At 56.5% G+C, this 26,050-nt stretch carries 19 protein-coding genes and 1 pseudogene; 7 read left to right on the top strand and 13 right to left on the bottom strand.

Annotated features, from left to right (window positions below):
* Positions 1-5 precede the first annotated feature (5 nt).
* The gene (locus KW848_RS26395) at positions 6-2,624 is read left to right on the top strand and encodes a glycosyl hydrolase family 5 (protein ID WP_218538526.1); all 2,619 of its coding nucleotides are present in this window, start codon (positions 6-8) and stop codon (positions 2,622-2,624) included.
* 64 nt (positions 2,625-2,688) lie between these two features.
* On the opposite strand, the gene KW848_RS26390 is transcribed toward KW848_RS26395, so the two are convergent.
* A complete protein-coding gene (locus KW848_RS26390) occupies positions 2,689-4,335 on the bottom strand; it encodes a phosphoethanolamine transferase (protein WP_218538525.1) in 1,647 nt (548 codons plus the stop codon).
* A 257-nt stretch (positions 4,336-4,592) separates the two neighbouring features.
* Between KW848_RS26390 and galE the strand changes: the two genes are divergently transcribed.
* Positions 4,593-5,570 carry a UDP-glucose 4-epimerase GalE gene (gene galE / locus KW848_RS26385; protein ID WP_218538524.1) on the top strand — a complete coding sequence of 326 codons (978 nt, stop codon included), beginning with the start codon at positions 4,593-4,595 and terminating at the stop codon, positions 5,568-5,570.
* A gap of 44 nt (positions 5,571-5,614) precedes the next feature.
* Here galE and KW848_RS26380 read toward each other — a convergent pair whose 3' ends face one another.
* From KW848_RS26380 to KW848_RS26355, 6 genes are all read right to left on the bottom strand, one after another.
* On the bottom strand, positions 5,615-6,346 hold the full coding sequence (locus tag KW848_RS26380; RefSeq protein WP_225607487.1) for a CpsD/CapB family tyrosine-protein kinase: 732 nt from the start codon (positions 6,344-6,346) through the stop codon (positions 5,615-5,617).
* A gap of 68 nt (positions 6,347-6,414) precedes the next feature.
* A complete protein-coding gene (locus tag KW848_RS26375) occupies positions 6,415-7,974 on the bottom strand; it encodes a lipopolysaccharide biosynthesis protein (RefSeq protein ID WP_218538523.1) in 1,560 nt (519 codons plus the stop codon).
* Positions 7,975-7,994: 20 nt separating this feature from the next.
* Positions 7,995-9,050, bottom strand: a complete 1,056-nt coding sequence (locus KW848_RS26370) for a hypothetical protein (protein WP_375154736.1) — start codon at positions 9,048-9,050, stop codon at positions 7,995-7,997.
* Between the two features lie 86 nt (positions 9,051-9,136).
* Positions 9,137-9,694, bottom strand: coding sequence for a polysaccharide biosynthesis/export family protein (locus tag KW848_RS26365; protein ID WP_192409720.1), 558 nt, complete (start codon positions 9,692-9,694; stop codon positions 9,137-9,139).
* Positions 9,695-10,134: 440 nt separating this feature from the next.
* A complete protein-coding gene (locus KW848_RS26360) occupies positions 10,135-10,632 on the bottom strand; it encodes a hypothetical protein (RefSeq protein ID WP_192409721.1) in 498 nt (165 codons plus the stop codon).
* A 548-nt stretch (positions 10,633-11,180) separates the two neighbouring features.
* Positions 11,181-11,834, bottom strand: coding sequence for a peroxiredoxin (locus KW848_RS26355; RefSeq protein ID WP_008155786.1), 654 nt, complete (start codon positions 11,832-11,834; stop codon positions 11,181-11,183).
* A 330-nt stretch (positions 11,835-12,164) separates the two neighbouring features.
* Between KW848_RS26355 and KW848_RS26350 the strand changes: the two genes are divergently transcribed.
* Positions 12,165-12,881: a glycosyltransferase family 25 protein gene (locus KW848_RS26350; protein ID WP_218538521.1), complete on the top strand. Its 717-nt coding sequence runs from the start codon at positions 12,165-12,167 to the stop codon at positions 12,879-12,881.
* Positions 12,882-12,980: 99 nt separating this feature from the next.
* Here KW848_RS26350 and KW848_RS26345 read toward each other — a convergent pair whose 3' ends face one another.
* Positions 12,981-13,310: a hypothetical protein gene (locus KW848_RS26345; RefSeq protein WP_008146735.1), complete on the bottom strand. Its 330-nt coding sequence runs from the start codon at positions 13,308-13,310 to the stop codon at positions 12,981-12,983.
* 186 nt (positions 13,311-13,496) lie between these two features.
* Between KW848_RS26345 and potE the strand changes: the two genes are divergently transcribed.
* Both potE and KW848_RS26335 read left to right on the top strand, forming a co-directional pair.
* The gene (potE, locus tag KW848_RS26340; RefSeq protein WP_218538520.1) at positions 13,497-14,900 is read left to right on the top strand and encodes a putrescine-ornithine antiporter; all 1,404 of its coding nucleotides are present in this window, start codon (positions 13,497-13,499) and stop codon (positions 14,898-14,900) included.
* Positions 14,901-14,902: 2 nt separating this feature from the next.
* Entirely contained in the window at positions 14,903-17,188 is a 2,286-nt protein-coding gene (locus tag KW848_RS26335) for an Orn/Lys/Arg decarboxylase N-terminal domain-containing protein (protein ID WP_218538519.1), read from the top strand.
* Positions 17,189-17,279: 91 nt separating this feature from the next.
* Here KW848_RS26335 and betA read toward each other — a convergent pair whose 3' ends face one another.
* The 4 genes from betA to speB all read right to left on the bottom strand — a co-directional run bounded on the left by betA (position 17,280) and on the right by speB (position 23,255).
* Complete coding sequence (betA, locus tag KW848_RS26330; protein WP_218538518.1) at positions 17,280-18,968, bottom strand: choline dehydrogenase; 1,689 nt, start codon at positions 18,966-18,968, stop codon at positions 17,280-17,282.
* Positions 18,969-18,970: 2 nt separating this feature from the next.
* Entirely contained in the window at positions 18,971-20,539 is a 1,569-nt protein-coding gene (locus KW848_RS26325; RefSeq protein WP_218538517.1) for a cytosine permease, read from the bottom strand.
* Positions 20,540-20,714: 175 nt separating this feature from the next.
* On the bottom strand, positions 20,715-22,223 hold the full coding sequence (locus KW848_RS26320) for an aldehyde dehydrogenase (protein WP_218538516.1): 1,509 nt from the start codon (positions 22,221-22,223) through the stop codon (positions 20,715-20,717).
* A gap of 27 nt (positions 22,224-22,250) precedes the next feature.
* Positions 22,251-23,255, bottom strand: coding sequence for an agmatinase (speB, locus tag KW848_RS26315; protein ID WP_192409751.1), 1,005 nt, complete (start codon positions 23,253-23,255; stop codon positions 22,251-22,253).
* Positions 23,256-23,407: 152 nt separating this feature from the next.
* Between speB and KW848_RS26310 the strand changes: the two genes are divergently transcribed.
* Positions 23,408-24,322 (top strand): LysR family transcriptional regulator, encoded by a 915-nt coding sequence (locus KW848_RS26310; protein WP_218538515.1) that lies wholly within the window; start codon positions 23,408-23,410, stop codon positions 24,320-24,322.
* Between the two features lie 57 nt (positions 24,323-24,379).
* Positions 24,380-25,888 (top strand): sigma-54-dependent transcriptional regulator, encoded by a 1,509-nt coding sequence (locus tag KW848_RS26305; RefSeq protein WP_218538514.1) that lies wholly within the window; start codon positions 24,380-24,382, stop codon positions 25,886-25,888.
* 71 nt (positions 25,889-25,959) lie between these two features.
* Here KW848_RS26305 and KW848_RS31960 read toward each other — a convergent pair.
* Positions 25,960-26,050, bottom strand: a pseudogene (locus tag KW848_RS31960) (IS110 family transposase); the annotation flags it as partial.

Here is a 26,050-nt window from a genome sequence, read left to right as displayed (position 1 = left end):
ACCCCATGATCCAGTTGTCTCGCCGCCCCCAGATACTGCTCCTGCTGTTTTTGGCTATTTGGCCGATTCGTATCTGGGCGTCGGACTGGGTCGTCAGTGTGGATGAGCGCAACGGCCTGCCAATGCTGGAGCGTGGTGGCAGTCCGGCAATCGCTACGACATTCTCGTTCTTTGGGCGCAACTGGGACTGGACATATTTGCAGACCGAATTCAAGGTAAACGCCCCTTATCGATACTCCCTTGCAGGCAAAAACAAAGCGCTGGATTTCGACTTGACTGCGCAGATTCAGAAGCAAGACGAACAAAAGCTGACCTGGAACTTTGCCGTGGATGCACACAGCGGGAAGTCGGGCGTTTCAGGTGGTGGCATTGTCTTCGAATTCGACCCCGCTCTTTTCGCTGGAGAAATGGGCGAGCCCACTTTGCTGCCCGACAACCGCGGCTGGACCTGGGGCAATGCGCAAGGGCGACGCATCGAAATGCGCTTCGAGCCCGCACTGGCGAGTGTGTACTTGGAACCGGGCAGTAAATCCGAGGTGCGTGCTTTTTTCTACAAGAACACGATCAAACCTGGCCGCCAGGAATTCACAGCGACCTTGAGCGTTTCTGGCGATGTGGCGGTCGGCCCAACCATTACCGAGCGTTTCGGGCTATCGGACCCAAAGAGCTGGCCAACTGACAAGCTCGACTGGAAAACCTCGCCGGTCGACCTGTCTTTTCTCAACGCTCAAGAAAAACCTGCAGGCAAGCGCGGCTTCGTCAAAGCCTCTGGCGAGCAATTGCTATTTGCCGACAACACTGCGGCGCGTTTCTGGGGCACCAACCTTTCGGCCTACGCGCTGTTCCTCACCTCAGACGATGCAATCAAGCTGCAGGCCAAACGCCTGTCGGCACTGGGTTTCAATCTTGTACGACTGCACCACCATGACTCGCCATGGGTCTTCCCGAACATCTTTGGCGATGGCAGGGTCACGCGCAGCACCCAGCAACTGAGCCCGGAATCGCTGAAAAAAATCGACTGGTGGATCAAATGCCTGAAAGACGAAGGCATTTATGTGTGGCTCGATATGCACGTCCAGCGAGTCTTTACTGAAAAGGACAACATTTATGGCTTCGATGAATTGCCAAAAGAAGAACAGAATTTCACCTATCTCAAGGGCTATTCCTATGTGAATGTCACCATTCAGCAAGCCATGAAGCGCTTTACCGAAGCCTACCTGACCCATGTAAACAGCTATACCGGTCTCGCCTACAAAGACGACCCGGCGATTGCCGCCGTACTGATCACCAACGAAAACGACGTCACCAACCACTTTGGCAACGCCCTGCTGCCAGACAAGAATTTGCCGAAGCACAACCGCGTCTACATGGCGGAGGCCGAGGCTTTTGCCAAACAGCACAATCTGTCTGCAGACCAGACCTGGCGCTCTTGGGAGCCAGGCCCCTCCAAGATGTTTCTTAACGATTTGGAGCGACGCTTCAACGTCGACATGATTCAACACCTGCGTGGAATAGGCGTGAAGGTCCCCATCGCCACGACCAGTAGCTGGGGCCGCAATGGCCTGAATTCCCTGCCGGCCCTTACCGCCGGCGACGTAATCGATGTCCATAGCTACGGTGGCTCGGGACAGGTCGAGAAAAACCCGCTCTACAGCGACGGCATAGTGAATTGGATTGCCGCCGGCCAGGTCATCGGTAAACCCTTGACCGTCACCGAGTGGAACAATGAGCCCTTCCCGATACCAGACCGTCACTCACTGCCACTCTATATCGCCGGCACCGCCAGCCACCAAGGCTGGGATGCACTGATGCAATATGCCTACAGCCAGGAGCCCATGGGGGGCGTAGGGATGAGTGCCAACAACTGGCACGCCTATAACGACCCTGCAATGCTGGCCACCCTGCCCGCCGCCGCCTTGCTTTATCGCCGTGCAGACGTTCGCGAAGCAACAACGACCTACGTCTTCGCGCCGACGTCAGCCACCCTGTTCAACCAAATGATCACACCGGCCAACTCTGCTCTCCTGCGCACAGCCATGGAGAAAGGCAAGCTGGAAATCGCGATGCCACAGACGCCGGAATTGCCCTGGTTGCAACAAAGCGTTATCCCAAGCAATGCACAGGAATTTCATGACCCTGGCCAGTCGCTGCTGGACGCCAATGCCATCGAGTCCACGACCGACACCGGTGAGCTAAAGCGCAACTGGAAACAAGGCGTCTACACCATCAATACGCCGCGCACCCAGGCCGCTACCGGTTGGATCGGGGGTGAGTCGATCAGCCTTGGCAACATTAAGGTTCAAGTGAAGACCGCCAACGCCAGTGTGGTGGTGCAAAGTCTGGACGACGCGCCTTTGAGCCGATCGCAGGATTTACTGATTTCGTTAGGCACCCGTGCCGTCCCCCAGGACGGCGACAAAATACCTTTTTACGTTGAGCCCCTCGAGGGCACGCTAACCATCCAGGCACCGCAAGGCTTGACACTGTTCACCCACGGCATTCTGGGGCAAATGAAGAAGCTGCCCGCGACCTACCTTGATGGCCGCTATACCATCAAGTTCGACGGCTTGCAGGCGTCGAACTGGTTGTTCTTGAAAAAAGACGTCACGCAAGCACAACCTTAGGCGACGCGCAGCCAGCCTCAACCTGATGGAACAACGCCTTGCGGCGTTGTTCAGCGAGGGTTATTTAAATGGCGTCAAAATCGAACGATGGAACATAGCCTGCGCCGAGCAGATGTGGACATTTCGACAATACAAATTCATCACTCAATAAATCCTCCGAACTTTTATACCTGCTCGTTAAAACCCCTGTGATATTTAAAAGCGTATGCGACAAGGAAGATATGCTGATTTTCTGACTCTCTCTCTCCTTCAACTTTAAAAGCTTGAGCGATTGCTGGCTCGAAACATTATCGGACGCCCAGATAAATGCCGAAACCGGGAGATCGTATTGATTGCCAATGCCATGACCCAAGAGCCCGCGACTGTCATCCATCATGTTTTCACCATGATCCGATGAATAAAACAAGACAGATGGTTTTTTGCTTGACTCCAACTGATCAATAAGGGTGCCCAATAGCCAGTCCGTATACAAAATACTATTGTCATACTCGGCAGTAATCTTGTCTTTGAAGCTGTCTGTTGACGGTTTGAACTTAACGAAACTTTCCGGGTATCGGCGTGAATACTCGAAATGACTGCCCTTGACATGAATAAATATGGCTTTCTTTTGCGTATCGCTTTTATTTAGTATCTTTTCATATTCTGAAATCAATGCTCCATCATAGCTTCTCTCAAAATATTGACGGTATTGTGCCTCTGCGGCTATTTGTGGAATTATCCCGCCAAAACTATCAACCTCTTGCACAGACAACCAATAGGTCATGTACCCGGCCGCGCGATATATACCCACCAATGATTTTGTCGACGCAATGGCGTCCCAATCCGATATAGGCTCAAGGCTCAGCATTGAAGGAACCGCAAACGAGGTATAGGGGGCTGTCGTGCAGATCTGATTAAACTTGAAAAGCCCTGCCTGCTTACCGAGATTCGGGGTTGTTTCCTTGTTATAACCGTAGAGGGACCAGTTCTGCGGCCGTGATGACTCACCGATGACAAAAACAATGGTTTCTATATTGGATTGATCCGACGTACTGGTTATTTTTACATCAGATTCCCGACGGCGCTTGATAAGGTTCTCCGTCCCCAAATACAGGTTTGCAGTCAGGGCAGCTTGTGACAAATAACCTATTGGCGTGCTTTGGTCTTTTGCAAGGAGATCCATGACTGCAGATTTCCCGAAAGAATTAAGTTTGACGGTTTTATAAAAATACGCCCCATACCCCACTAGCAAGGCGCTAACAACCAAAACAAAAATACCTTTGTTTTTATATAATTCGCGCTTATGCAGACCTATTAATCCAGCCCCATAGCACAATATGAAAACCACCAAAACAACACTGATGGGCTGCCAATAGGTCGGCAGAAACTCGCCAGCCTCCTGATAGTTTGTCAAGCCAATAAATATATAAGCAGCTGTTAATCTCGAGTTGAAATTCAACACCAAAAAGAGATCAATAGCTGCTACCAGATAGAACGGCAGCAGAATAATGTGGACCTTAAATTGACTGGACGAAATAAATCTAATCGCCAAAAGCCACAACACTGACATGCCAAGGGTGTAAACGACCAATAAATCAATTTTAGAGTATTGATAGTTTGCCAGCGTTCTAACAATCAACGGTGACAGCAGAAAGGACCACAATACTAAATTTGGCCATTCTGCTTTAACTATTCTTAATGAGTAATCGATAATTCTGGCAGGATTTTTCATTTGATCATTATCCTCGCAGGATGCCCAAATGCCTCTTCAGAGGGTAGCTTCAATTGGCGCGCTCGCTGAATCGTGTTCGAAATATTCTCTCCTTTGGCGCTCCAGACGTAGCGAGTCGCAAGGCTTGACACTGCTCACACTTGGCATTGCGGGGCAAATGAAGAAGCTGCCCGCGACCTGCCTTGATGGCCGACTACAATCAAGTTCGACTGGCAGTAGTTTGCACAGCGATAGTGCCCAGGAAATCGGAGATCAGGATGAAATTTTTGGTGGTGGGTGGCGCGGGTTATATCGGCTCGCACATGGTGAAGCAGCTACTGAGTTCAGGTCACGATCTTGTGGTGGCAGACAATTTCTCAACGGGTTATCGCAGCGCGTTGAAGGGCGGGACATTGGTCGAACTGGACATAGCCGACGAACAGGCGCTGGACGCCCTGTTTGCGGAACACCACTTTGATGCCGTGTTCCACTTCGCCTCCTTTATACAGGTGGGCGAATCCGTCGCTGAACCTGCCAAGTACTATCAAAACAACTTCACCGCCACGCTGACGCTGCTCCAGGCGATGGTTCGCGCCGGGGTTAAAAACTTCATTTTTTCCTCGAGCGCCGCCGTCTACGGTGACCCGGTGTATGTACCGATCGACGAGGAGCATCCCAAGGCCGCGATCAACCCTTATGGACGCAGCAAGTGGATGGTGGAGCAGATGCTTGAAGATTTCGACCGCGCCTATGGGCTCAAATCGGTCCGCCTGCGCTACTTCAATGCCGCCGGAGCAGACCCTGAAGGACAGTTAGGTGAACGCCATGAACCGGAAACCCACCTGCTGCCCCTGATCCTGCAAGCAGCCTCCGGACGGCGCGCCACCATCACCGTCTATGGCCGTGATTACGATACGCCTGACGGCACTTGCATTCGCGACTACGTCCACGTTGTCGACCTCGTTGCCGCTCACGCGCTGGCCGTGGATTATCTGCTGGCAGGAGGTGCAAGCACGGCGTTCAACCTTGGTAACGGTCAAGGTTTCTCAGTACAGCAAGTGATAGATACCGCGCGCTATGTGACCGGCCAGGATATCTCTGTCAGCGAAGCGCCACGTCGCGCGGGCGATCCACCACGCCTTGTGGCCGATCCCCACAGGGCCAACACATTACTGGGTTGGCAACCGCAATTTGACTCACTTGAACAGATAGTGGCGCACGCCTGGAGTTGGGAGCAGAAGTACCCTTGGAACTGACCGTCGGCGCTAGCCAATAGCGCCGACCTCCTGCGGGTGATGCTCTAGTAGTAAGAGCGGTTTTCGGGTTCGGCTTTGTTCAACACCGTGCCAATCAGATTGGCTGTCCCAAGATGATGCAGGCTTTCCTCAATCTCTTTCCTGCTGTTCAATCCGTTAGCGACAACGAGCAGGACGCAGTCGAACCTGGGCAGGACGTTAATCACATCATCCGAACTCAACAACGGCGGCAAGTCGAAAATCACGATGCGTGAGTTGTAGCGCTCGCGCAGATCAGCAATCAAATAGCTGACTGCAGGCGATGACAACACCTCGGTGGAAAGAGGAATCGGCTCACGCGTCGGCAGGACCACAAAGCGCGGCAAGGTCGGATTGACCAATACTTCTTGCAGTTCGGCTTCATCTGCCAACAATTCATTAAGCGATTTATCCATCGGCAGACCCAGGTATTCACCCACCTTCGGACGACGCAAGTCGAAGTCCACCAGCAACGCCGTCTTGGTCGTGTGATGCGCGATACTCATCGCCAGGTTTATAGCCAACACCGTCTTGCCTGCCTCTGGAGTCGGCGAGGTGATGGCGAGCGTGCGCCAGCCATTTTCCTCCATGATTTTTAAAACTTGTGTACGCAGTAGATCGAATGCCCCGCTCATACTCGAATTTTTGTTGTAAGCCACAATGCGGTTGCGCTCAAGGTGATCCGGGCGCAAAGGTACAACCTTGGTTTGCACATAACTGAGTGCATTCAGACCTGTGGACTGCGCGGTCGGCGTCATGGCTTTTGACGAGGTCTGTTGCTCGGCTTTTTCGGTATCGGGATTGAACATTTCCATGGCTATATTCCTTACGTAAACCGGCCCAGAGCTTTAAACATCAGAAGATCCAGAGGCATGTAGAGGAAGTGCAGGAGCACCAGAAAGATCGCGATTGTCGCGACTCCAATGACGATCAATAGCATTCGCCACTTCCTGCGGCGTGCCAGTTCAGCCTTGGTGTGAATGTAGGGAATCGAAACCAATACGCGTCTACCCAGCACGCTGGCCAAGGCCTGGGCACCGCGCACACGCTGACTCATCATCTCGAGGAGCATCACCAGCGCGCCAGCACCCACCGGGGCAAGCAAGAAACCCATGGCAACCACTTTTTTACGGTTCGGCCGTACCGGCTTCTCGGGCATCAGCGGCGACTCCAGAAGAACAAAACGCTCGGCTTTGTTTTCCTGCTCCAGGCTTTCGGAAATTTTCGCACTCATTTCCTTCGTGCGAATCTCCTCATATTTTTTACGAGCATTATCATGGTCACGCATCACCGTGACCAAGCCGCGCTCGACTTGCGGCGTCTCAATAATTTGTGCCTCATATTCGGCTATTTTTCCAAGTATTTGCTGCTTTTGATCGGCCAGCGACTTGATACGTGCTTCTGCTGCGGTGATCCGCGCCTGGGCCTTGGCAACGTCCAGATTGACCGAAGCCGCTGCACCAGCACCTTTGCCAGCCTCAAGTGCAGCAATTTTGCGTTTGACGGCACGCACGTCGGGGTGGGCTTGCGTATACAGCGACTGCAACCGGGTGTACTCCGCTTTGAGGCTAGCGAGATCCTGTGGTTTATCAACTGCCGCACTGGCTGTTCCAGGCTTGGTCGCTAGCCCGGCATTCGCGGCGGAAAGCTCCAGCTCATTGAAGCGCAAGTCTTCACGGGCAGTTTTGTAGTCACGGTCGACCTCTTTAAGCTCGGTTTCAGCGCGCGTCAACATATTCATGCGCAGCTCTTGATGCTCGGGCAACGCGTTACTGTGTGCCTGCTTGAAGTCCGCCAACCGGTTCTCAAGGGCTTCCAGTTCCACCCTGAGTTTGTCCGCCTCCTGCGTCAGGAACTCGGTCGTTTCACTGGCGCGTTCGGTGCGCTGCTTGATGTTTTCATCCAGAAACAGCGTCACCAGCTCCTTGGCAACTTTGTTCGCAATCTCGGGCTGACTGTGTTCAAAGGAAAGACGGAAAGCAATCGTCACCTCTCCGCGCCCCTTGACGGCAGCACTGACCAGCGAGACCACAATCGCATTTCGCATTTCTTCGATCTTCTCGCTAACGCTCAGTTGCCGGCTTTGCGAAGCAAAAAGATTGTATTTGTCGATGATCCCTTCTAGATGATCTCGGGTCATCACGCGCTGGCGAATAACTTCGATGCGCTCATCGGCAAAGGTATTGTTGTTGGCCGCCACCAGGTCTGGCGAAATCTGTTGAGACTCCACCAGAATCGTGCCGGATGACTCATAGGTCGGCGGGAGAGAGATCGCTACTGCTATGCACACGCCGAGTATGACCACGAAACTCACGATCAACAGCAGGGCGTGGTGCTTGATGATAGCTAGGTAGTCGTTGAACGACATTTCGTATTCAGTGGCCATATTTCTCACGCAGCTGAATTTCAGAGACCGGGATAACTATAGGTCAACGTCAGCCCGACGACGTTTGCAGTGGCATCCGGCAAGCCATCTTGCTGGCGTTGTTTGTATGTGTAGGATAGGCGTGCAATCCAAAAAGGCGAGAGTTCTTGGCTAAACCAGGCACTGTAATTTCGCAGGGTATTCGGCGTCCGGCCTTTGGCATCTTGCCAGGAGGCATCGAAACCGGTGCGCCGGGTCTCGTCGACGGCGTAGCTCCATGTCCCCCTCAGGGCATCAACCTCGACGAAACCGCCGTCCCCGCTGGCGAGAGTGCTACGACTGGCGTCGATGCTGGTATCAATACGCTCACCGGCATATTGCAACAATAAACCGCCCTGGCCTTTAGGGCCGCTACCTGTGCCGGAGACTTGGTTGAGACCGGCGTAGGCCGTCCCCTTAAGCCGCTCGGAGAATTGAACATTCAAGCCGACCGTGGGGGTGTAGCTGTTCGAGGAAGCCACTGCGGAGCCCTTTTCCGGCTCATAGCGCCTCACGCCCAAACGGGTGAACAGCTCGACCTGCTCACTCCATGCATAGTTCAAGCTGAAGCGGGTCGCCAGCTCGTCATAGTTAGTCAGAGAGGCAACATCGTAAGTGACATGAGTGTAGTCAGTCTCGTTAACCAGGGTACTTCGCTCGCTGAGAGCAGTGCTCCAGTTGCCGCCCACCAAATACATCTTTTGCGTGCCATCGGAAGCAACTACGCCGGTTTCCTGAACCACCGTGGAAAGCGTAGAGTTTTCTTCATATCTCGCCACAAGCCCAAAAGCCCCCGTTTCGGTCTCTCGCTGCCACCCCAACCTTAATCTGGGATCTTCACGGTCCGAAACGACGGACGTATCCGAAGAACGCACGATATTTACCCCCAGACCGAACTGGAACTCATCCCGTCCGGAAGTACCCACGAGGCTGTAATCGGGGGCGATGATGGTGCGAGTCACCCCTTTCTCATCACTCGTGAGCAGTAGTGGATTGCTGTCGTACTCGACCGTCGAAGGCACTGCTATAGCTGATTGCCAAGTAGCAGCATGGGCCATGTCCGAACACGACAAAGCCAGGATTGCCGTCGCAATCCCGGTCGTTCGAAATTCAAGCAAGATAATCCTTAGTGCTTCGCGCAAGGCTAAGGCACGACCAGCGTATCGCCGGCTTTAAGTGGAAAATTGGTGGACATGTCATCCCCTGACATCAACTTGCTGTAGTTGACGTGCAGGATCTCTTGTCTAGTCCCATTGGGTCGCACGACCTTAATGTCGTCTTTATCGGCGAATTTGTCGAGCCCACCCGCCATGCTTATTGCCTGCAGCACTGACGTTTGACCGGACATATGCACGGTGCCGGGCTTCAGCACTTTGCCCTGGACGTAGACGACATTACCTTCGGTGCCGGTGACGACAGCGCTAACCTGCGGATCAGGTATGAATTTCTCAAGTTTGGCAGCGATTTGCTGCTCGACAGCGGTGGTATCAAGCCCTTCAACATCGACTCGCCCTACCAACGGGAAGGTAATGCTGCCATTGGGGAGTACGCGTACATCCTGTTTGAGCTTGTCTTCGCCCCAAACGGAAATGGAAAGGCTATCTCCCTGATTCAGCTTGTAAGCCCCGTCCTTTTCGACGGCATTGGAAATGCTGGGCCAAACGGCCAGCGCGCACAGCACAGGTATCAATGAACGGAACATCGGGATCCCTCCGTCTAAGTAGCCATGCAAGGAGTTTAGAACAAAAAAACCTAGTCAAATGACTCTAGCCTATTTCCCGCCAAAGAAACTAAAACAGCAATCACATTGAGCTTGCGGGCGGTCAACGCCAATGCAACACACCCAAAACCGGAACGTTAGTGCAAAACAGCAGAATCGTGTTATTTAACAATAGGTTGGAGCGAGCAAATCACCTCCGACGTATTTCGCGCCAATATTAACGACATCACGCCTGTTTTAACCGGCTCAACCGCGCCACTGTCACCCTGACGATGGCTACGTTTGCCTGCGCAACTAACTGACATCAACAATTACATCGCAATGACAGACATCATCCGCAAAAACTATATATAAAGCTGTGTATCTACCCGCCACCAGAGTGACCGTTTAAACACCTTATTTCCAAAAACGTTAACAACCCGCTATATCTTCCGTCGGTTGGCGACCACAATAAAACCTAACAAAGCAGAAGAAAATAACCAGGCTGCCGCAGAAAGCGGTACTGCATTGGGTTGGTTGATATCAGATACCCCAACCAGACTTTTATCCTGGAGAGATGAATCAATTTTGAATTTCTTATTATCAACCGCCGCCATTAATCCGTCACGGGAAGAAGAATTGACGGATACATCCACGCCTGAGTCAGCGTGATGATTGACACTGTTAGCTTTCGCAGAAGGGGCATCTTCGAGGTGAATATCAGTGGTCAATGAAGGCAAGCCAAGGCCTTTTCCGAAAGTAAACAGTGCGCCACCCGCGTGATCTTTGAGAGCACTACAAAGTTGAGGCCCCAACTCCTCGCAAGCGCTGCTTATGCGACTAATTTCATAGGCCAAACTGGTCGCCTGAGCACTAGCAACGGCTGCACCATTCAGGATCACAGACAACAACACAAATTTAATGACAAGTGTTGAGCGCATAACACCGCCTCCTTGCGCAGGGGGTTATTCTTTTGTCGGTTGAAGGAATCTTTATCGGCTAAATTGAGCCTATAAGCACATCGCTATTACGTCAATGGTCCGTCACAATAATAAATCGAAATTTCATTTTAGGAGGATGACGTCAAAATAACGCCACAACAAGCACGTCAGTCCCGTGAATTCTATCCATGTGAAATAGCTTCACGCCTGGACGTCAGCTCGCACCAGGATGCTGGCCCACGCCCGGCGTAGCGCCCTCCACCGGGCAAGGAAGCATCTTGGCAATGGCATAGGTTCGACCGACGACGACGCCTGTAAAGATGGAGTGTGTCGGCGACTTTCTGAAAGTACCTGGCGGTCGAGAGTTTTTGACGCATGAAGACGGCATGACAGGTAAAGGCTTCCCGTGCATTCTCAGCCCTGGAACACTGTGGAAGTCTCGGCGCTGCGCCAGGAACCCTGCTCAACCTCCTGGCACCCACGCCGAGCAGATCAATGCAATGCGCGCAAAAGGCATCGCGATTGAATACCGGATGAATGACTGACCTTTACTTCGGTTGCGCCACCGTACGCAAATAAGGTTTCACCGTCTTGAAGCCATCCGGGTACTTCTTCCTGGCGTCGTCGTCGGATACCGACGTCGGAATGATCACGTCCTCACCCGGACGCCAGTTCACCGGTGTGGCAACCGTGTGCTTGGCGTTTAACTGGATAGCATCGAGCAGGCGTAACACTTCATCGAAATTGCGCCCGGCACTCATCGGGTAGACCAGCATCGCCTTGATCTTTTTATCCGGGCCGACAATGAACACTGAACGCACCGTGGCGTTGTCCACGGCAGTACGAGCGCCGCCACTGGCGTTCGGGTGAATCATGTCGTAGAGCTTGGCCACCACCAGATTCTCGTCGCCGATCATGGGGTAGTTGACCGCATGGCCCTGGGTTTCTTCGATGTCTTTGGCCCAGGTCTGATGGTTACCGACCGGGTCGACGCTGAGACCGACAATCTTGGTGTTGCGTTTGTCGAACTCCGGCTTGAGCCCGGCCATATAACCAAGTTCAGTGGTGCAGACCGGGGTGAAGTCCTTCGGATGTGAGAACAGGATGGCCCACTTGTCGCCAATCCATTCATGGAAATGGAGCGTGCCTTCGGTGGTTTCGGCGGTGAAATCCGGTGCTTCGTCGCCAATTCGAATGGTCATGTGCGTTTTCCTCGCTGTGAAGGGTAGGGAAACTCTCGGAACGGACCAGTATAGGAGACCTTGAAGACTTCGTTTTTCACCCCCGCCGAAGGGCTGGCATCAGCGGTACATGCTCGGACCTGTCGTGATGCTGTTCACTTAAGCTCGGTGTTTTCAAACGGGTGCAGCACGCCGATTTACCAGACTAAAACTTCATCCAGAAATGCTGCCTATACTGCAATCCGGGGTCGATAGAGAAAACGGGGCGGCAGTGCTTGCGTATGATTTTTTCCGAATTCTGCGGGTTCCCCGATCCAACGGCCCCGATTGTCTGCGCTAAGGACCTGACAGATGAATGTGATCGAGTATTTTGATCGAGTAAGAATCATCAATATCTCGTCAAGAACGGATCGCCGTTTAGAAACAGTCGAAGAATTCACTCGCAACGGCTTTCACATTGATGATGAAAAAATAGGCTTTTTTGAGGCTGTTACGCCCAGTGAGGGAAATGGTTTCCCGAGCGTCGGGGTCCGAGGCTGCTTTTTGAGTCATCTGGGGGTGCTGGAAGAGGCAATGCGCCTGAATTTGAAAAATATCTTGATCCTGGAAGACGACATACAGTTTTCCAGACACATTTCTCAATATGGCAAAGAGGCCATCGAGTCCCTGGAAGGTATGGAGTGGGACATCGTCTATTTCGGGCATCCGTTTGAAGAAAATTCAAACGTGCCCACTTGGAAAGCAGTCGACCGGCCAATATATTTAGCCCATTTCTATGCTGTAAACGGGAAATGCTTTGGGAGATTGAGGGATTTCTTATTCCAGATTCTGGAGCGGCCGCCGGGACATCCTGACGGAGGTCCGATGCATTATGACGCTGCTCTCAATACGCTTATTCATAGGAATAAAGAAATTTCGGCTTACTATTTCACTTGGAATTGTGGCTATCAAAGGCCCTCGCGGACGGACCTGCATGAGCTTTCCATCCTTGACAGGGTGCCCCTCCTGCGGCCGGTAATGGGCCTGCTCAGGAGGTTAAAGGCAAAAAACCTGAGAAGAACCCGATAGTTTTCTCTCTTCAGGGAAGGTCTGAAGTACCCAATACCTGATGTAACCCGCCCGGCACGGCGCAGGCGCCGTGCCGTGGATTTTGGCGGACCGCCCTCGTCATTTGCGCGCCAACTTGTACCGGACGCACTCCTCGTAAAAGCTCTCGCGCAGGGCCGCGGGTTTCATCCGCGAATGACTGTCATAGGTCTGCTCGGTAATGCCCATCGCCATCATGTGCATCCATGGCTTGCTGAATTTGTAGGTATGTAACTTCTGCCGCGCTGCATACAGTGAAACCCCGGACAGCTTGAGTTCCTGGGCTCTCGCCGCAGTACCTGCGCCCCAGCTGCAAATGTAACGATCATTCGATGCCAGCTCTTTGGCCTGGACAGAGGCGGCAACGCTCGCCAGGCCTAACGAAATCAGCGCAACCATCACATTCCGCATTTGCATTCGATCCTAACTAACTGAAAATAAATTGATTCTGGTCAAAAGTTTCAGTCTTCGGGGCCAGCAAAATGCCTTAAGTGCGCTATAGCCTGTTTTCTCCGTGTTCTTACGGACATTTCTTGCGCCAATGCAATCCTTTGCTATAGCTAACGCTCTTCTCCCGCCAACGAATGAGGCAACGGAATGTCAGTCGCAAAGAAAATGACCGTAGGGCAACTGACGATGTTGACCGCCGTCAACATGTTGGGCTCCGGCATTGTTCTACTCCCCACTAAGCTTGCAGAAGTCGGCGGTATTTCCATCCTTTCCTGGCTGATCACGGCTACCGGCTCCCTGGCGCTGGCCTATGCCTTTGCACGCTGCGGGATGCTCAGTCGAAAGACCGGGGGGATGGGCGGCTATGCTGAATACACGTTCGGCAAGGCGGGCAACTACATCACGAACTACACCTATGGCCTCTCGCTGTTGATTGCCAATGTAGCGATCAGTATTACGGCGGTCGGCTATATCCAGGAGCTGTTCCATGTTGAACTGGATTCACTGCAAGTGGGTCTGGCGACCATCGCTCTGTTGTGGATCACCACTTTCGCCAACTTCGGCGGCGCGCGGATTACCGGCCGGATTGGTGCGGTTACGGTTTGGGGGGTGATTGCGCCGGTGGTGCTGGTGTCCACCATTGGCTGGTTCTGGTTCGACAGCAGTGTCTACGCCGCTGGCTGGAACCCCCACAACATGGGCTGGTTAGACGCCGCAGGTGCATCGGTGGCGATCACCTTATGGGCATTCCTCGGCCTGGAGTCGGCGTGCGCCAACACCGATGCCGTGGAAAATCCGGAAAGGAACGTCCCCATTGCGGTACTTGGCGGCACCCTCGGCGCGGCGGTGATCTACATCGCCTCCACCAACGTCATCGCCGGTATCGTCGGCAACCCGGAACTGGCCTCCTCCACTGCACCGTTCGGGCTGGTCTTTGCCAAGATGTTCACCCCTATGGTCGGCGACATTGTGATGGCTGCGATGATCCTCGCGTGCATCGGTTCGCTGCTGGGCTGGCAATTCACCATCGCTCAGGTCTACAAAAGCTCAGCGGACACCGGTTACTTCCTGTCGATCTTTGCCAAGTCCAACAAGGCCGGAACCCCCATCATCGGCATGCTGGTGCTGCTGGCTGTGCAGACGGCGCTGGCTTTACTCACCATCAGCCCGGACCTGAGCAAGCAGTTCGACACTCTCGTCAACCTCGCGGTGGTCACCAATCTGGTGCCCTACATCCTCTCCATGGCCGCGTTGATGACCATTCAAAAGGTATCCAACGTTCCGGCGGGCTCGGCGCTGATAACCAACATCATTGCGTGGGTGGCGGCGGCTTACAGCTACCTGGCGCTGTACAGTTCGGGCGCACAGGCGCTGATGCTCGGCGGAGTGGCAACGATCTTTGGTTACACGCTGTTTGGCTTCGTCAACAACCGCCTGATCCGCCTCGAAGCGCTCAATAACAGCGTACCAACACAGACCGTCAGCGCTCAGCACCTCATGGGTAAGCCGGTGCCGGTCAATAACTTGAAAGCAGTGACCGTGGAGGCTTAATCATGACGGAACATAGACAAACGCTCGGGATGCTCACGCTGTTGGTCAGCAGCCCGCCGGACAAACGCACCGTCTTTGGTCGCGCCCTGGATCAGTTGATCAACGATGTGGAAGAACGCGCCGTCCGGGTGCTGGCGTCGGAAACCCTGAGCGACGCCACGTCGATCCTGCGCTCGGACCCGGCCATTCAATGCGTGCTGCTCAGTTGGGAAATGGACAAAAGCGAAGGCCACGAGCAATGCATCAAACTGCTCGCCAGCCTGCGTGAGCGCAACACCCGGGTGCCGGTTTTCCTGATTAGCGACCGCAGCACCGCGTCGACCATTCCGCTGGTGGTCATGCAACACGCCGATGACTTCATCTGGCTGCCAGAGGACACCAGCCGCTTCCTCAGCGGGCGCATCCTGGCGGCCATCGAACGTTATCGCCAAGCCGCGCTGCCCCCCATGTTCGGGGCGCTGGTGAAGTTTTCCCGAACCTATGAATACTCGTGGCACACCCCTGGACATGCCGGCGGCACAGCGTTTTTGAAGAGCACCGCGGGGCGCGCCTTCTACGAGTTTTTTGGCGAGAACCTGCTGCGCTCGGACCTGTCGATTTCGGTTGGTGAACTCGGTTCGCTGCTCGATCACAGTGGCCCCATCGGCCAGGGCGAGCGCTACGCCGCCAAGGTGTTCGGCGCCCACCGCACCTACTACGTCACCAACGGTTCGTCGATGTCCAACCGCGTCATCCTCATGGCCAGCGTCACGCGCAATCAGATTGCCCTGTGCGACCGCAATTGCCACAAGTCTGCCGAACACGCGATGACCCTGTCCGGGGCCATTCCGACGTACCTGGTACCGACGCGAAACCGCTACGGCATCATCGGCCCGATCCTCCCGCAAACCCTGAGCGCCGAAGGCGTGAAAGCGGCCATTGCCAACAACCCGCTGGTCAAGCAAGGCATCGACCCGACCCCCGTCCACGCGATCATCACCAACTCCACCTACGACGGCCTGACCTACAACGTCACCCGCGTCGAAAAGTTGCTGGGGCAAAGCGTCGATCGTCTGCATTTCGATGAAGCCTGGTACGGATATGCGCGTTTCAACCCGCTGTACCGCGAGCGCCACGCCATGCACGGCAGCCCGGACGATCACGACGACTCGAAGCCGACCGTGTTCGCCACCCAGTCGACCCACAAGTTGCTGGCCGCTCTCTCCCAGGCCTCGATGATTCACGTGCGTAACGGCCGCAACCCGATCGATCACGGGCGCTTCAACGAGTCGTACATGATGCACGCCTCGACTTCGCCGAACTACGCGATCATGGCTTCCTGCGACGTCAGCTCGGCAATGATGGAAGCGCCCAGCGGGCAAATCCTCACCACCGAATCGATCGAAGAAGCCATCAGTTTCCGCCAGGTCGTCTCGCGCATGCACAACGAGATGTTGAGCAAGGAAGACTGGTTCTTTACCTGCTGGCAACCGCCGACCGTGCAGGTTGGCGCGGCCACCGTGCCGTTCCATGAAGTCGACCCAGTGCTTTTGAAAACCGAGCCGAACTGCTGGGTCCTGCATCCCAACGCGGTATGGCACGGCTTCGGTGACATCGAAGAAGGCTACTGCATGCTCGACCCGATCAAGGTCTCGGTGCTCAGCCCCGGCATGGGCGACGACGGCAACCTGCTCGACTCGGGAATCCCGGCTTGTGTGCTCACGGCGTACCTGGGACGTCAGGGCATCGTGGTCGAGAAAACCACCGACTTCACCATTCTGTTCCTGTTCTCTATCGGTATCACCAAAGGCAAATGGGGCACCTTGCTCAATGCCCTGCTCGACTTCAAACGCGACTATGACGACAACGTCGAACTGGAACTGTGCCTGCCGGATCTGCTGGCCGCCAACCAGACGCGTTACGCCGGCATGGGCCTCAAGGACCTGGCCGACGAAATCTTCGCGGCCATGAAGAAACACAAAACCACCGCCAACATGGCCCAGGCGTTCGGCACACTGCCCAAAGCCGAATTCAGCCCGGTGGAGGCCTACGAAAAACTGGTCAGAAACGACATCGAACGGGTGACACTCGAAGAAGCCGCCGGACGCGTCGTGGCGACCGGGATCGTGCCGTATCCGCCGGGCATTCCATTGCTGATGCCGGGTGAAAACGCCGGGCCTGCGGACGGGCCGTTGCTGGCCTATCTCAAAGCGCTGGAAGCCTTCGACAAATCCTTCCCGGGTTTTACCCATGACACCCATGGGATCGAAAGCGAGGGCGGAGTTTATAGCTTGCTGGTGTTGAAATGAGCTAGCGCCTGTACGTACTGCGAAGTAAAAAACGGGCGCCCTGAAGGCGCCCTTTTTACATGTCTTCTCCTGAGTGATTAACCCGTCGGGTTTAAACCCTCACATTGCGTCCCGGCAACGATGATCGCTGGCTGGTTTCCCAATCCTGGACCAGACCGACGGGCGCATCGGATGCCGACAGCATGCTGCGCCCTCGAACCAGATCGGAAGCCCGCTCGGCCAGCATGATGGTCGGTGCGTTGAGGTTGCCGTTTGGCTCGGTCGGGAACACCGACGAGTCAATCACCCGCAACCCCGCGATACCCCGCACACGCAGCTCCGAATCAACCACAGCCATCTCGTCTTCACCCATACGGCACGAGCCGCAGGGATGGTAGGTGCTTTCGAGGTTTTCACGCACGAAAGCGTCGATTTCTTCGTCGGTGTTCACCTGTGGCCCGGGCGCGATTTCGCCGTCGCGGAAGCGGTCCATCGCCGGTTGGCCGATGATCTCGCGGGTCAGGCGGATGCAGCGGCGGAAGCCCTCACGGTCTTCTTCGCGTTGCAGGTAGTTGAATTGAATCTGCGGATGCTCGTAAGGGTCAGCGGAGCGCACCCGAACATAACCGCGGCTCTTGGGTTTGTTCGGCCCGGTAAGCACCATGAAACCGTGGCCCTTGATCGGTTTGTTGCCGTCATAACGCATGGCCGCGGGCAGAAAGTGGAACTGAATGTCCGGCCAGCGCAGGCCCTTGTCCGAGCGGATGAAACCACCGGCCTCAAAATGGTTGGTGGCGCCGAGCCCGTCCTTGAACAACAGCCAGCGCAGGCCGATCAACAGTTTGCTCAGCGGGTCCATTTTGCTGTTGAGCGTCACCGGTTCCTTGCAGCCGAACTGGATGTACACCTCGGCGTGATCCTGCAGGTTCTCCCCTACTCCCGGCAGGTCATGGCGCACGCCAATCCCGGCTTTGCGCAGGACCTCGGCCGGCCCGATACCGGAGCGCTGCAATAGGTGCGGCGAACCGATAGGCCCCGAGGAAATCAGCACCTCACGGTTGCAAAAGACCTGGTGCGTCTGGCCTTCGTGGTCATACATGACGCCGACGGCTCGCTTGCCTTCAAGGATGATCTGACGGGTCATTGCATGGGTGATCACGGTCAGGTTCGGACGGCCCATGGCCGGGCGCAGGTAAGCATTGGCCGTGGAGCAGCGCACGCCGTTTTTCACCGTCATGTGCATGGCACCGAAGCCTTCCTGCATGTAGCCGTTGCAGTCATCGGTCTTGATGTAGCCCGCTTCTGCGCCGGCCTCGACCCAGGCTCCGTACAACGGGTTTTTCATGTGATTACCGTTGGTGGTGTGCAAGGGGCCGGTGCTGCCGCGATAGCCGTCACCGCCCTCCTCGTAATGCTCGGCCCGTTTGAAGTAAGGCAGGCAATTGCGATAGCCCCAACCCTCTGCACCCAGCGACTCCCACTCGTCAAAGTCATAGGCGTGGCCACGGATGTACACCAGGCCATTGATCGACGACGAGCCACCCAGCACCTTGCCCCTTGGACAGTGAATGCGACGTCCGTTAAGAAAAGGCTCCGGCTCGGTCTCGTAGCGCCAGTTGTACTTCTTGGTGTTCATCGGGATCGAAAATGCGCTCGGCATCTGGATCACCACACTGCGATCGCTGCCGCCGAATTCCAGCACCAGGACCGAGGTGGCCGGGTCTTCGCTGAGGCGGTTGGCCAACACACAACCTGCCGAGCCGGCACCGATGATGATGTAGTCGTATTTTTGCGTAGCCATGATTATCTCCGGACCGCCGATTCGTTGAAAACGTGCAACGAAGGCAGGGTCAACTTGTCGCCGGTGGTGTATTGCGGGAATGTTTTTTCGATGTGCTGGATGACGGCTTCTTCGCGCTTGAGGTCGATCGAGCGGCTGAACCAGTAGTAGACCAGCCCCGACACGATCAGCCCGACGAGCCAGGCGATATCGATGCTGCCGAGCGCTTTGGCGAGCGGGCCGACATAGACCTCACGCTGTTCAACACCGTCGTAGATGTAGAAGAACGGGATCATCGAAATGAAGCCGATGGCATACGCCGCGATGCCGCGCAGGCCCCAGCTGCCGTAGATGTTGTCGTGGGGCATGAAGAAGTGCGGGATGGCGTAGCGACCCTTGCGGACGAAGAAGTAGTCGGTCAGGTTGACCGAGGTCCAGGGCACCAGGAAGTACAGCATCACCACCAGGTAGATGCCCAACACCGACAGGCCTTTGCCCGAACTCTGAATGCTCAGGGCCACGCCCAGTTGCAGCAGGATCACGAAACCGATCGCCAGGATGCGCGCCTTGCGGGTCGGCTCGATGTGCTTGATGGAGTCGACACAGGTCAGCGTGGTCAACTTCGCGCTGTAGATGTTCATGGCGATGACCGGCAGGAACGCCAGGATCGTGACAACCACCACCACAGTTCCCATCAGCGGCGACACGGTGTTGCCGACTTGCCCAAGGGCCACCAGCACGTCCGTGGAATGCAGGTGATCGGCCAGCCAGCCACCCACGGAAATCATCCATGCTCCGGACAACGAGGCACCCAGGAACACCACCGCGATCAGTTTGCCGCTGGAGGTGTTTTTCGGCAGGTAACGCGAATAGTCAGACACATACGGGGCGTAAGCAATGTTGTAACTCGCCGCTGCTGCGAACTGGGCGATGAAACCCGTCCAGTTGAAGCCCAATGGCGCCGGGGCCACTTCACCGGCTGCGAGTACCGGCACCGCGGCATCGGGAACCCAGCCCATCAGCACCGCCAACGTCACCAGACCGTAAAGCGGAAGCGACAGGTACAACGCCCATTTGAAACTGCGGTGCATCCAGTCATGCCCGAGGATCGCCAAGACGGCCGCCGGTATCGTCACCGCCACCGCGATCACCGCGGGGTTGAAACCGAATAGCGTGTGCAGCCCCTGCATCATCAACACCAGGTTGACGATGTTGAAACCGGCGAACACGAACAGCGTCGCCAGCAGCACCAGGATCACCCCGCGATAGCCGAACTGCGCACGGGACTGGATCATTTGCGGCAGGCCAAGGTGTGGACCTTGCGAGCCGTGAAACGCCATGAACAGCGTGCCGAACATGATGCCCAGCGTGCCGGCCAGTGTGGTCCAGAGCGCGGTCAGGCCGACGCTCGGGCCAACGAAGCCGATGGTCATGGTGAAGAAGGTGAAATTGCCGAGGAACCAGAACGGGCCCTGGCTCGACAGTTTGTCGGTGCGCTCGTTTTCCGGGATGAAGTCAATCGAATGGCTTTCGACGACGGGTTTGTCGTCCAGGACCGATACGCTCAGGGCTGACTTGGCGTTAGTGTTCATGATGGTCTCTTATTGTTGGAAGATCATGACGAGGTAACTGCATTCTTTGGGTAACGACGTCCCTGTGGGAGCGGGCTTGCTCGCGAAAGCGGAGTATCAGCCGACATCAATGTTGGATGTGTCGACATCTTCGCGAGCAAGCCCGCTCCCACAGGGGATTTGAGTCAGCCTTGACTCAGGGAAGCGTGATCCAGACCGCCTTGGTCTCCAGCAGATAATCGAGCTGCTCCGCGCCCAGGTCCTTGCCGAATCCGGACTGCTTGTAGCCACCGAACGGCATCGACGGGTCGAGGGTGCCGTGGGCGTTGACGTAGACCGAACCCGCTTTCAACCGTGGGATCAGTCTGTGCACCTTTCCAAGGTCATTGGAATACAGTGCGGCCGCCAGGCCGTAGGGCGAGTCATTGGCCAGGGCCACGGCCTCTTCTTCATCGTCGAACGGTGCAGTAACCAGCACCGGACCAAAGATCTCTTCCTGGACGATGCGCATGTCGTTGCGGCAATGGGCAAAAATGGTCGGTTCGACGAAGAAACCCGGGCCTTCGACAGGCTGGCCGCCATAGACCAGTTCGGCGCCTTCTTGCTTGCCGGTTTCGATGTAGTCGGTCACTCGCTCCTTCTGCAATGCCGAGACCAACGGGCTGATGAAGCAGTCTGGATCCAGGCCCGGTGCGATTTTCAGCGTGCGGGTGTAGGCGATCAGTTCGCGCAGGAATTCGTCGTAGACGCTGCGATGAATATAGGCCCGCGTGCCGGCATCGCACACCTGGCCGGAGTTGAAAAACACGCCGTTGGCAATCGCCTGGGCGGCGGCCGGCACGTCGGCATCGGCCAATACGATTACCGGTGATTTTCCTCCGAGTTCGAGGGTTAGTCGCTTCATTTCGTCCAGCGCGGCGCGGCCGACGGTACGGCCGACCGGGGTCGAGCCGGTGAAGGTGAGCTTGTCGATACCGGGGTGCGTGGCCATGGCCGCACCGACCACGCTGCCGCGTCCGGTCACGATGTTGATCACCCCGTCCGGGATGCCGGCTTCCTGCACCAGTTCGGCAAAGCGCAAGGCCGACAGCGACGTCAGTTCGGCGGGTTTGACCACCACGGTGCAACCGGTTGCCAGGGCAGCGCCGAGCTTCCAGGCCATGGTTTGCAGCGGGAAGTTCCAGGGCACGATGGCGCCGACCACACCTACCGCTTCCTTGCGGGTATAGGCCAGGTAATTGCCCGGCAGCGAAGGTTCAACGGTTCGGCCATGCAGCTTGGTCGCCCAACCGGCGAAATAACGCAGCGTATCGACCGTGCCCTGGATGTCGACATCCCTCGCGAAGGCGACTGACTTGCCCATGTCGATCGATTCGATTTGCGCCAGTTCGGCGGCGTTGCTTTCAATCAGGTCCGCCAGGCGTTGCATCAGCCGTTCGCGTTCTGCCGGTTTGGCCTGACGCCAGGCGCCACCGTCAAACTGTGCGCGGGCGGCTTGCACCGCACGGTCCAGATCCTCGGTAGTGCCCATCGGAATACGCGTGATCAAGCCCTCGGTCGACGGTTCGATAACGTCGGATGTCTGCCCGTCGCTGGCCTCGACAAAGGCGCCACCGATGAACATCTTCTGAACCTTGCTGAGGAAGGTCTGGGTGGCCTCGGATACACCAAATTTTTGCAAATACTGCTTAACGATCGTGTCCATTTTCATTCCCTCTGTGCGGCGCTCAGATCACGCCGTGGCCGTGGTGGTTGCGCTCATGGCGTGCCGTGCTTGAGCCCGCTCGTGGAAGATGAAACCAATGCTGTTGAGCAGCAGTTGCGCCGCCAGAATCGAGGTCATGCCGGAAGGGTCATAAACCGGTGCAACCTCGACCAGGTCCATGCCAACGATGTTGCCTTGGCTGCGTTTGGCCAGGGCCTGGATGATTTCCAGCACTTCGTAATAGAGGAAGCCGCCGTGACTTGGGGTGCCGGTGCCAGGGGCGATGGACGGGTCGAAACCGTCGATGTCGATGGTGATGTAGTAGTTGATGTTTTGCGGGATCAACGCCAGCACACCTTCGACGCCGAGGCGGCGCACATCACGGACCGAAAGGATCTTCGAGCCGGCCGCGTGGGCTGCTTCGTAGTCGTCGCGATTGGACGACGACACGTTGCGGATGCCCATCTGGGTCATGCCGACGATGTGGTTCATTTCGGACGCGCGGCGCAGCGGGTTGCCATGGCCGTAGCGAACACCATGACGCTCATCAACGAAGTCCAGGTGCGCGTCGAAGTGGATGATGTGGATCGGGCCACGGCCTTCGAACGCCTTGATCACTGGCGCGTGAACCGAGTGATCGCCACCGAGTACAACCGGCATGACACCGGCATCCAGAATCTTGCGTACGGCGTACTCGGTGTTCTCGTTACTGGTGACCATGTCGGTGTGCACGATGTCGGCATCACCCACATCGACCATGCGCACGTCGGAGGCGGTCAGGTACATGACGTCATCTTCGTGGTCGTAGGCGCCGGCATGGCCGAAGGAAAACAGGGTCGATGCCTCACGAATGCCACGTGGTCCGAAGCGTGCGCCGGAACGCCACTGGGTGCCCATGTCGTTGGGCACGCCGAGGACCGCCACGTCCGCATCCAATGCATCCCAGTCGGTGCACACCGGGGATTTGCCAAAGGTGCAGTGACCCACGAATGGCAGGTTCAGGCGACCGGATTCATAACCGTTGTTCGACATTTCAGGCATCTCCAATTCTTGTTATCAGCTAGCGGACGTGGAAGGCGACCGCCGTTGGAAATGACTATGGGCGCAGGTTTTCGTGGAAAAAATGCTAAACATCAGATACTCATATCGGCATTACCGATGCATCCACACGCGGGAGGTTCAAGGTGATCCAGCTGCACGATGTCGATCTGAAACTGCTCAGGGTGTTTGCCACGATTGTCAGGTGCGGCGGTTTCTCTGCCGCGCAGGCGGCGTTGAATGCCGGCCAGTCAACCATCAGCGAACAGATGACTCATCTGGAAACCCGGCTCGGGGTCAAACTCTGTCAACGCGGGCGTAGCGGCTTTCGCCTGACCGAGCAAGGTGTGGCGATCCACGAAGCCACTCAGCGTCTGCTCTCGGCGGTGGAAAATTTCTGCATGGACGCCGACGTGCTCAAGCAGCACATCAGCGGCAAGCTCAATCTGGGGATCATCGACACCACCATTACCGATCCCGATTCTCCACTGCCGCGCACCACCCAGCGCTTCGTATCCAGAGGGCACGACGTGCACCTGAACGTGTACGTCGGCACCCCGGCGGAACTGGAAGAACGCGTGCTCGACGGTCGCCTGCACTTGGCCATCGGGCACTTCCCGATCTACGTTCCGGGGCTGTTGCACTCGCCGCTGTATCAGGAAGCACTGGGGTTGTATTGCGGACGGCGGCATCCGCTGTATGGCAGCAAGGCCGAGGGCGACGAACTGCTTGAAGAGATTGCCGCAAGCCGGATTGTCGTCAGGGGCTACATGCAGCAATACGACCTGGAACACTTGGGCGTGAGCAAAGCCGCTGCGACCGTCGACAACATCGAAGCGCTGGCGATTCTGCTGATTTCCGGCGCCTATCTGGGCTTTCTGCCGATGCACTTCGCCGCCCAGTGGGTCAAGACCGGCGAGATGCACCAACTGGCGCCGACGAGCCTGCAACTGATGTCGCCGTTCGACGTGATCACCCGACGTGGCACCGCGCCGCCACCGATCCTTCAGGCGTTCCTTGAGGATCTGGCCGCCTGTTCGCGTACCACCCGCACCACCTGACAGACACGGCGGGTGCCGGTCATACTCATTCTGTTCGCAACCCTTGCAGGTCACCCTATGCGTATTCACGTCACCTTCATCGACCGCGTCGGCATCACCCAGGAAGTGCTGGCCCTGCTCGGTGGGCGCCGTTTCAATCTGGATGCCGTCGAGATGGTGCCGCCCAACGTTTACATCGATGCCCCGACCCTCGGCGCCGATGTGCTGGAAGAGTTGCGCGAGGCTTTTCTTGGGGTGCGGGGCGTGCAAGCGGTGACGATGGTCGACATCCTCCCGGGGCAGCGCCGACGCTTGCAACTCGATGCCTTGCTGGCGGCCAGCACCGACCCGGTGTTGGCGGTGGACGAGCGCGGTCATGTGCTGCTGGCCAATCCGGCGTTGATTTCACTGTGCGGTCGAGAACCGGCCGGTGAGCCGCTGACGGCGCTATTCGATGATCCTTCGCTGCAACCCACATTGATCGAACACGGTTTTCGGCTGCCCATGCACGAGGTCAGTCTCGGTGGCCAGACGCTGCTGCTGGACGCGATGCCGATCACCGATGCCGGCGCCCTGCTGACCCTGTATCAACCGAACCGCATCGGTGAACGCCTGTCGGCGCTGCATCATGACCATGCCGAAGGTTTCGACGCGCTGCTCGGCGAGTCCCCGGCGATTCGGACCCTCAAGGCCCGCGCCCAGCGTGTTGCAACGCTCGACGCACCGCTGCTGATTCAGGGCGAAACCGGCACCGGCAAAGAATTGGTGGCGCGTGCCTGCCACGCGATCAGCGCCCGGCATGACTCGCCCTTCCTGGCCCTGAACTGCGCGGCACTGCCGGAGAGCCTCGCCGAAAGCGAGTTGTTCGGCTATGCCGCGGGCGCCTTCACTGGCGCCCAGCGTGGCGGCAAACTCGGCCTGCTGGAACTGGCCGACCAGGGCACGGTGTTCCTCGACGAAGTCGGTGAAATGTCGCCCTACCTGCAAGCCAAGTTGCTGCGCTTTTTAAGCGATGGCTGCTTCCGTCGGGTGGGTGGCGATCGTGAGGTCAGGGTCAATGTGCGGGTCCTCAGCGCGACCCACCGCGACCTGGAGAAAATGGTCAGCGAAGGCAGTTTTCGCGAGGACCTGTTCTACCGCCTCAATGTGCTCAATCTGCAAGTGCCGCCGTTGCGCGAGCGCGGCCACGACATCCTGTTGATGGCCAATCACTTCATGCAGCAGGCGTGCGCACAGATCCAGCGTCCGGTCTGTCGCCTGGCCCCCGGGGCCTATCCGGCGCTGCTCGGTAACCGCTGGCCGGGCAATGTGCGGCAACTGCAAAACGTGATCTTCCGCGCCGCGGCCATTTGCGAAAATCCGCTGGTGGACATCGACGACCTCGACATCGCCAGAACGGCGGTGGAGCGGCAAAACGACGGTGAGGTCGGCAGCCTGGAAGAGGCCGTCGATGGCTTTGAAAAGCACCTGCTGGAACAGCTCTACCGCAGTTATCCCTCCAGCCGTTTACTGGCGGCACGCCTGCAAACTTCGCACAGTGCGATCGCTATCCGGCTGCGTAAATACGGCATTCCGAACAAGTCGTGAAGCCTCTACCGGAACACAATCCCGCCAGCAGCACTGCCCCTGTGGGAGATTCTATGGTTGAGGGAAAGCCCTCAACTGGCTTTTGGCTGATATTCGCTTTGCCCTTTCAGCAAGGCGAATACCACCCGAGCAAGCTTGCGAGCCAGCATCACCAGCGCCTGA

This window comes from Pseudomonas sp. PDM25, assembly GCF_019219045.1.
Classification (GTDB): domain Bacteria; phylum Pseudomonadota; class Gammaproteobacteria; order Pseudomonadales; family Pseudomonadaceae; genus Aquipseudomonas.
This window is presented reverse-complemented; position numbering and strand designations above follow the sequence as displayed.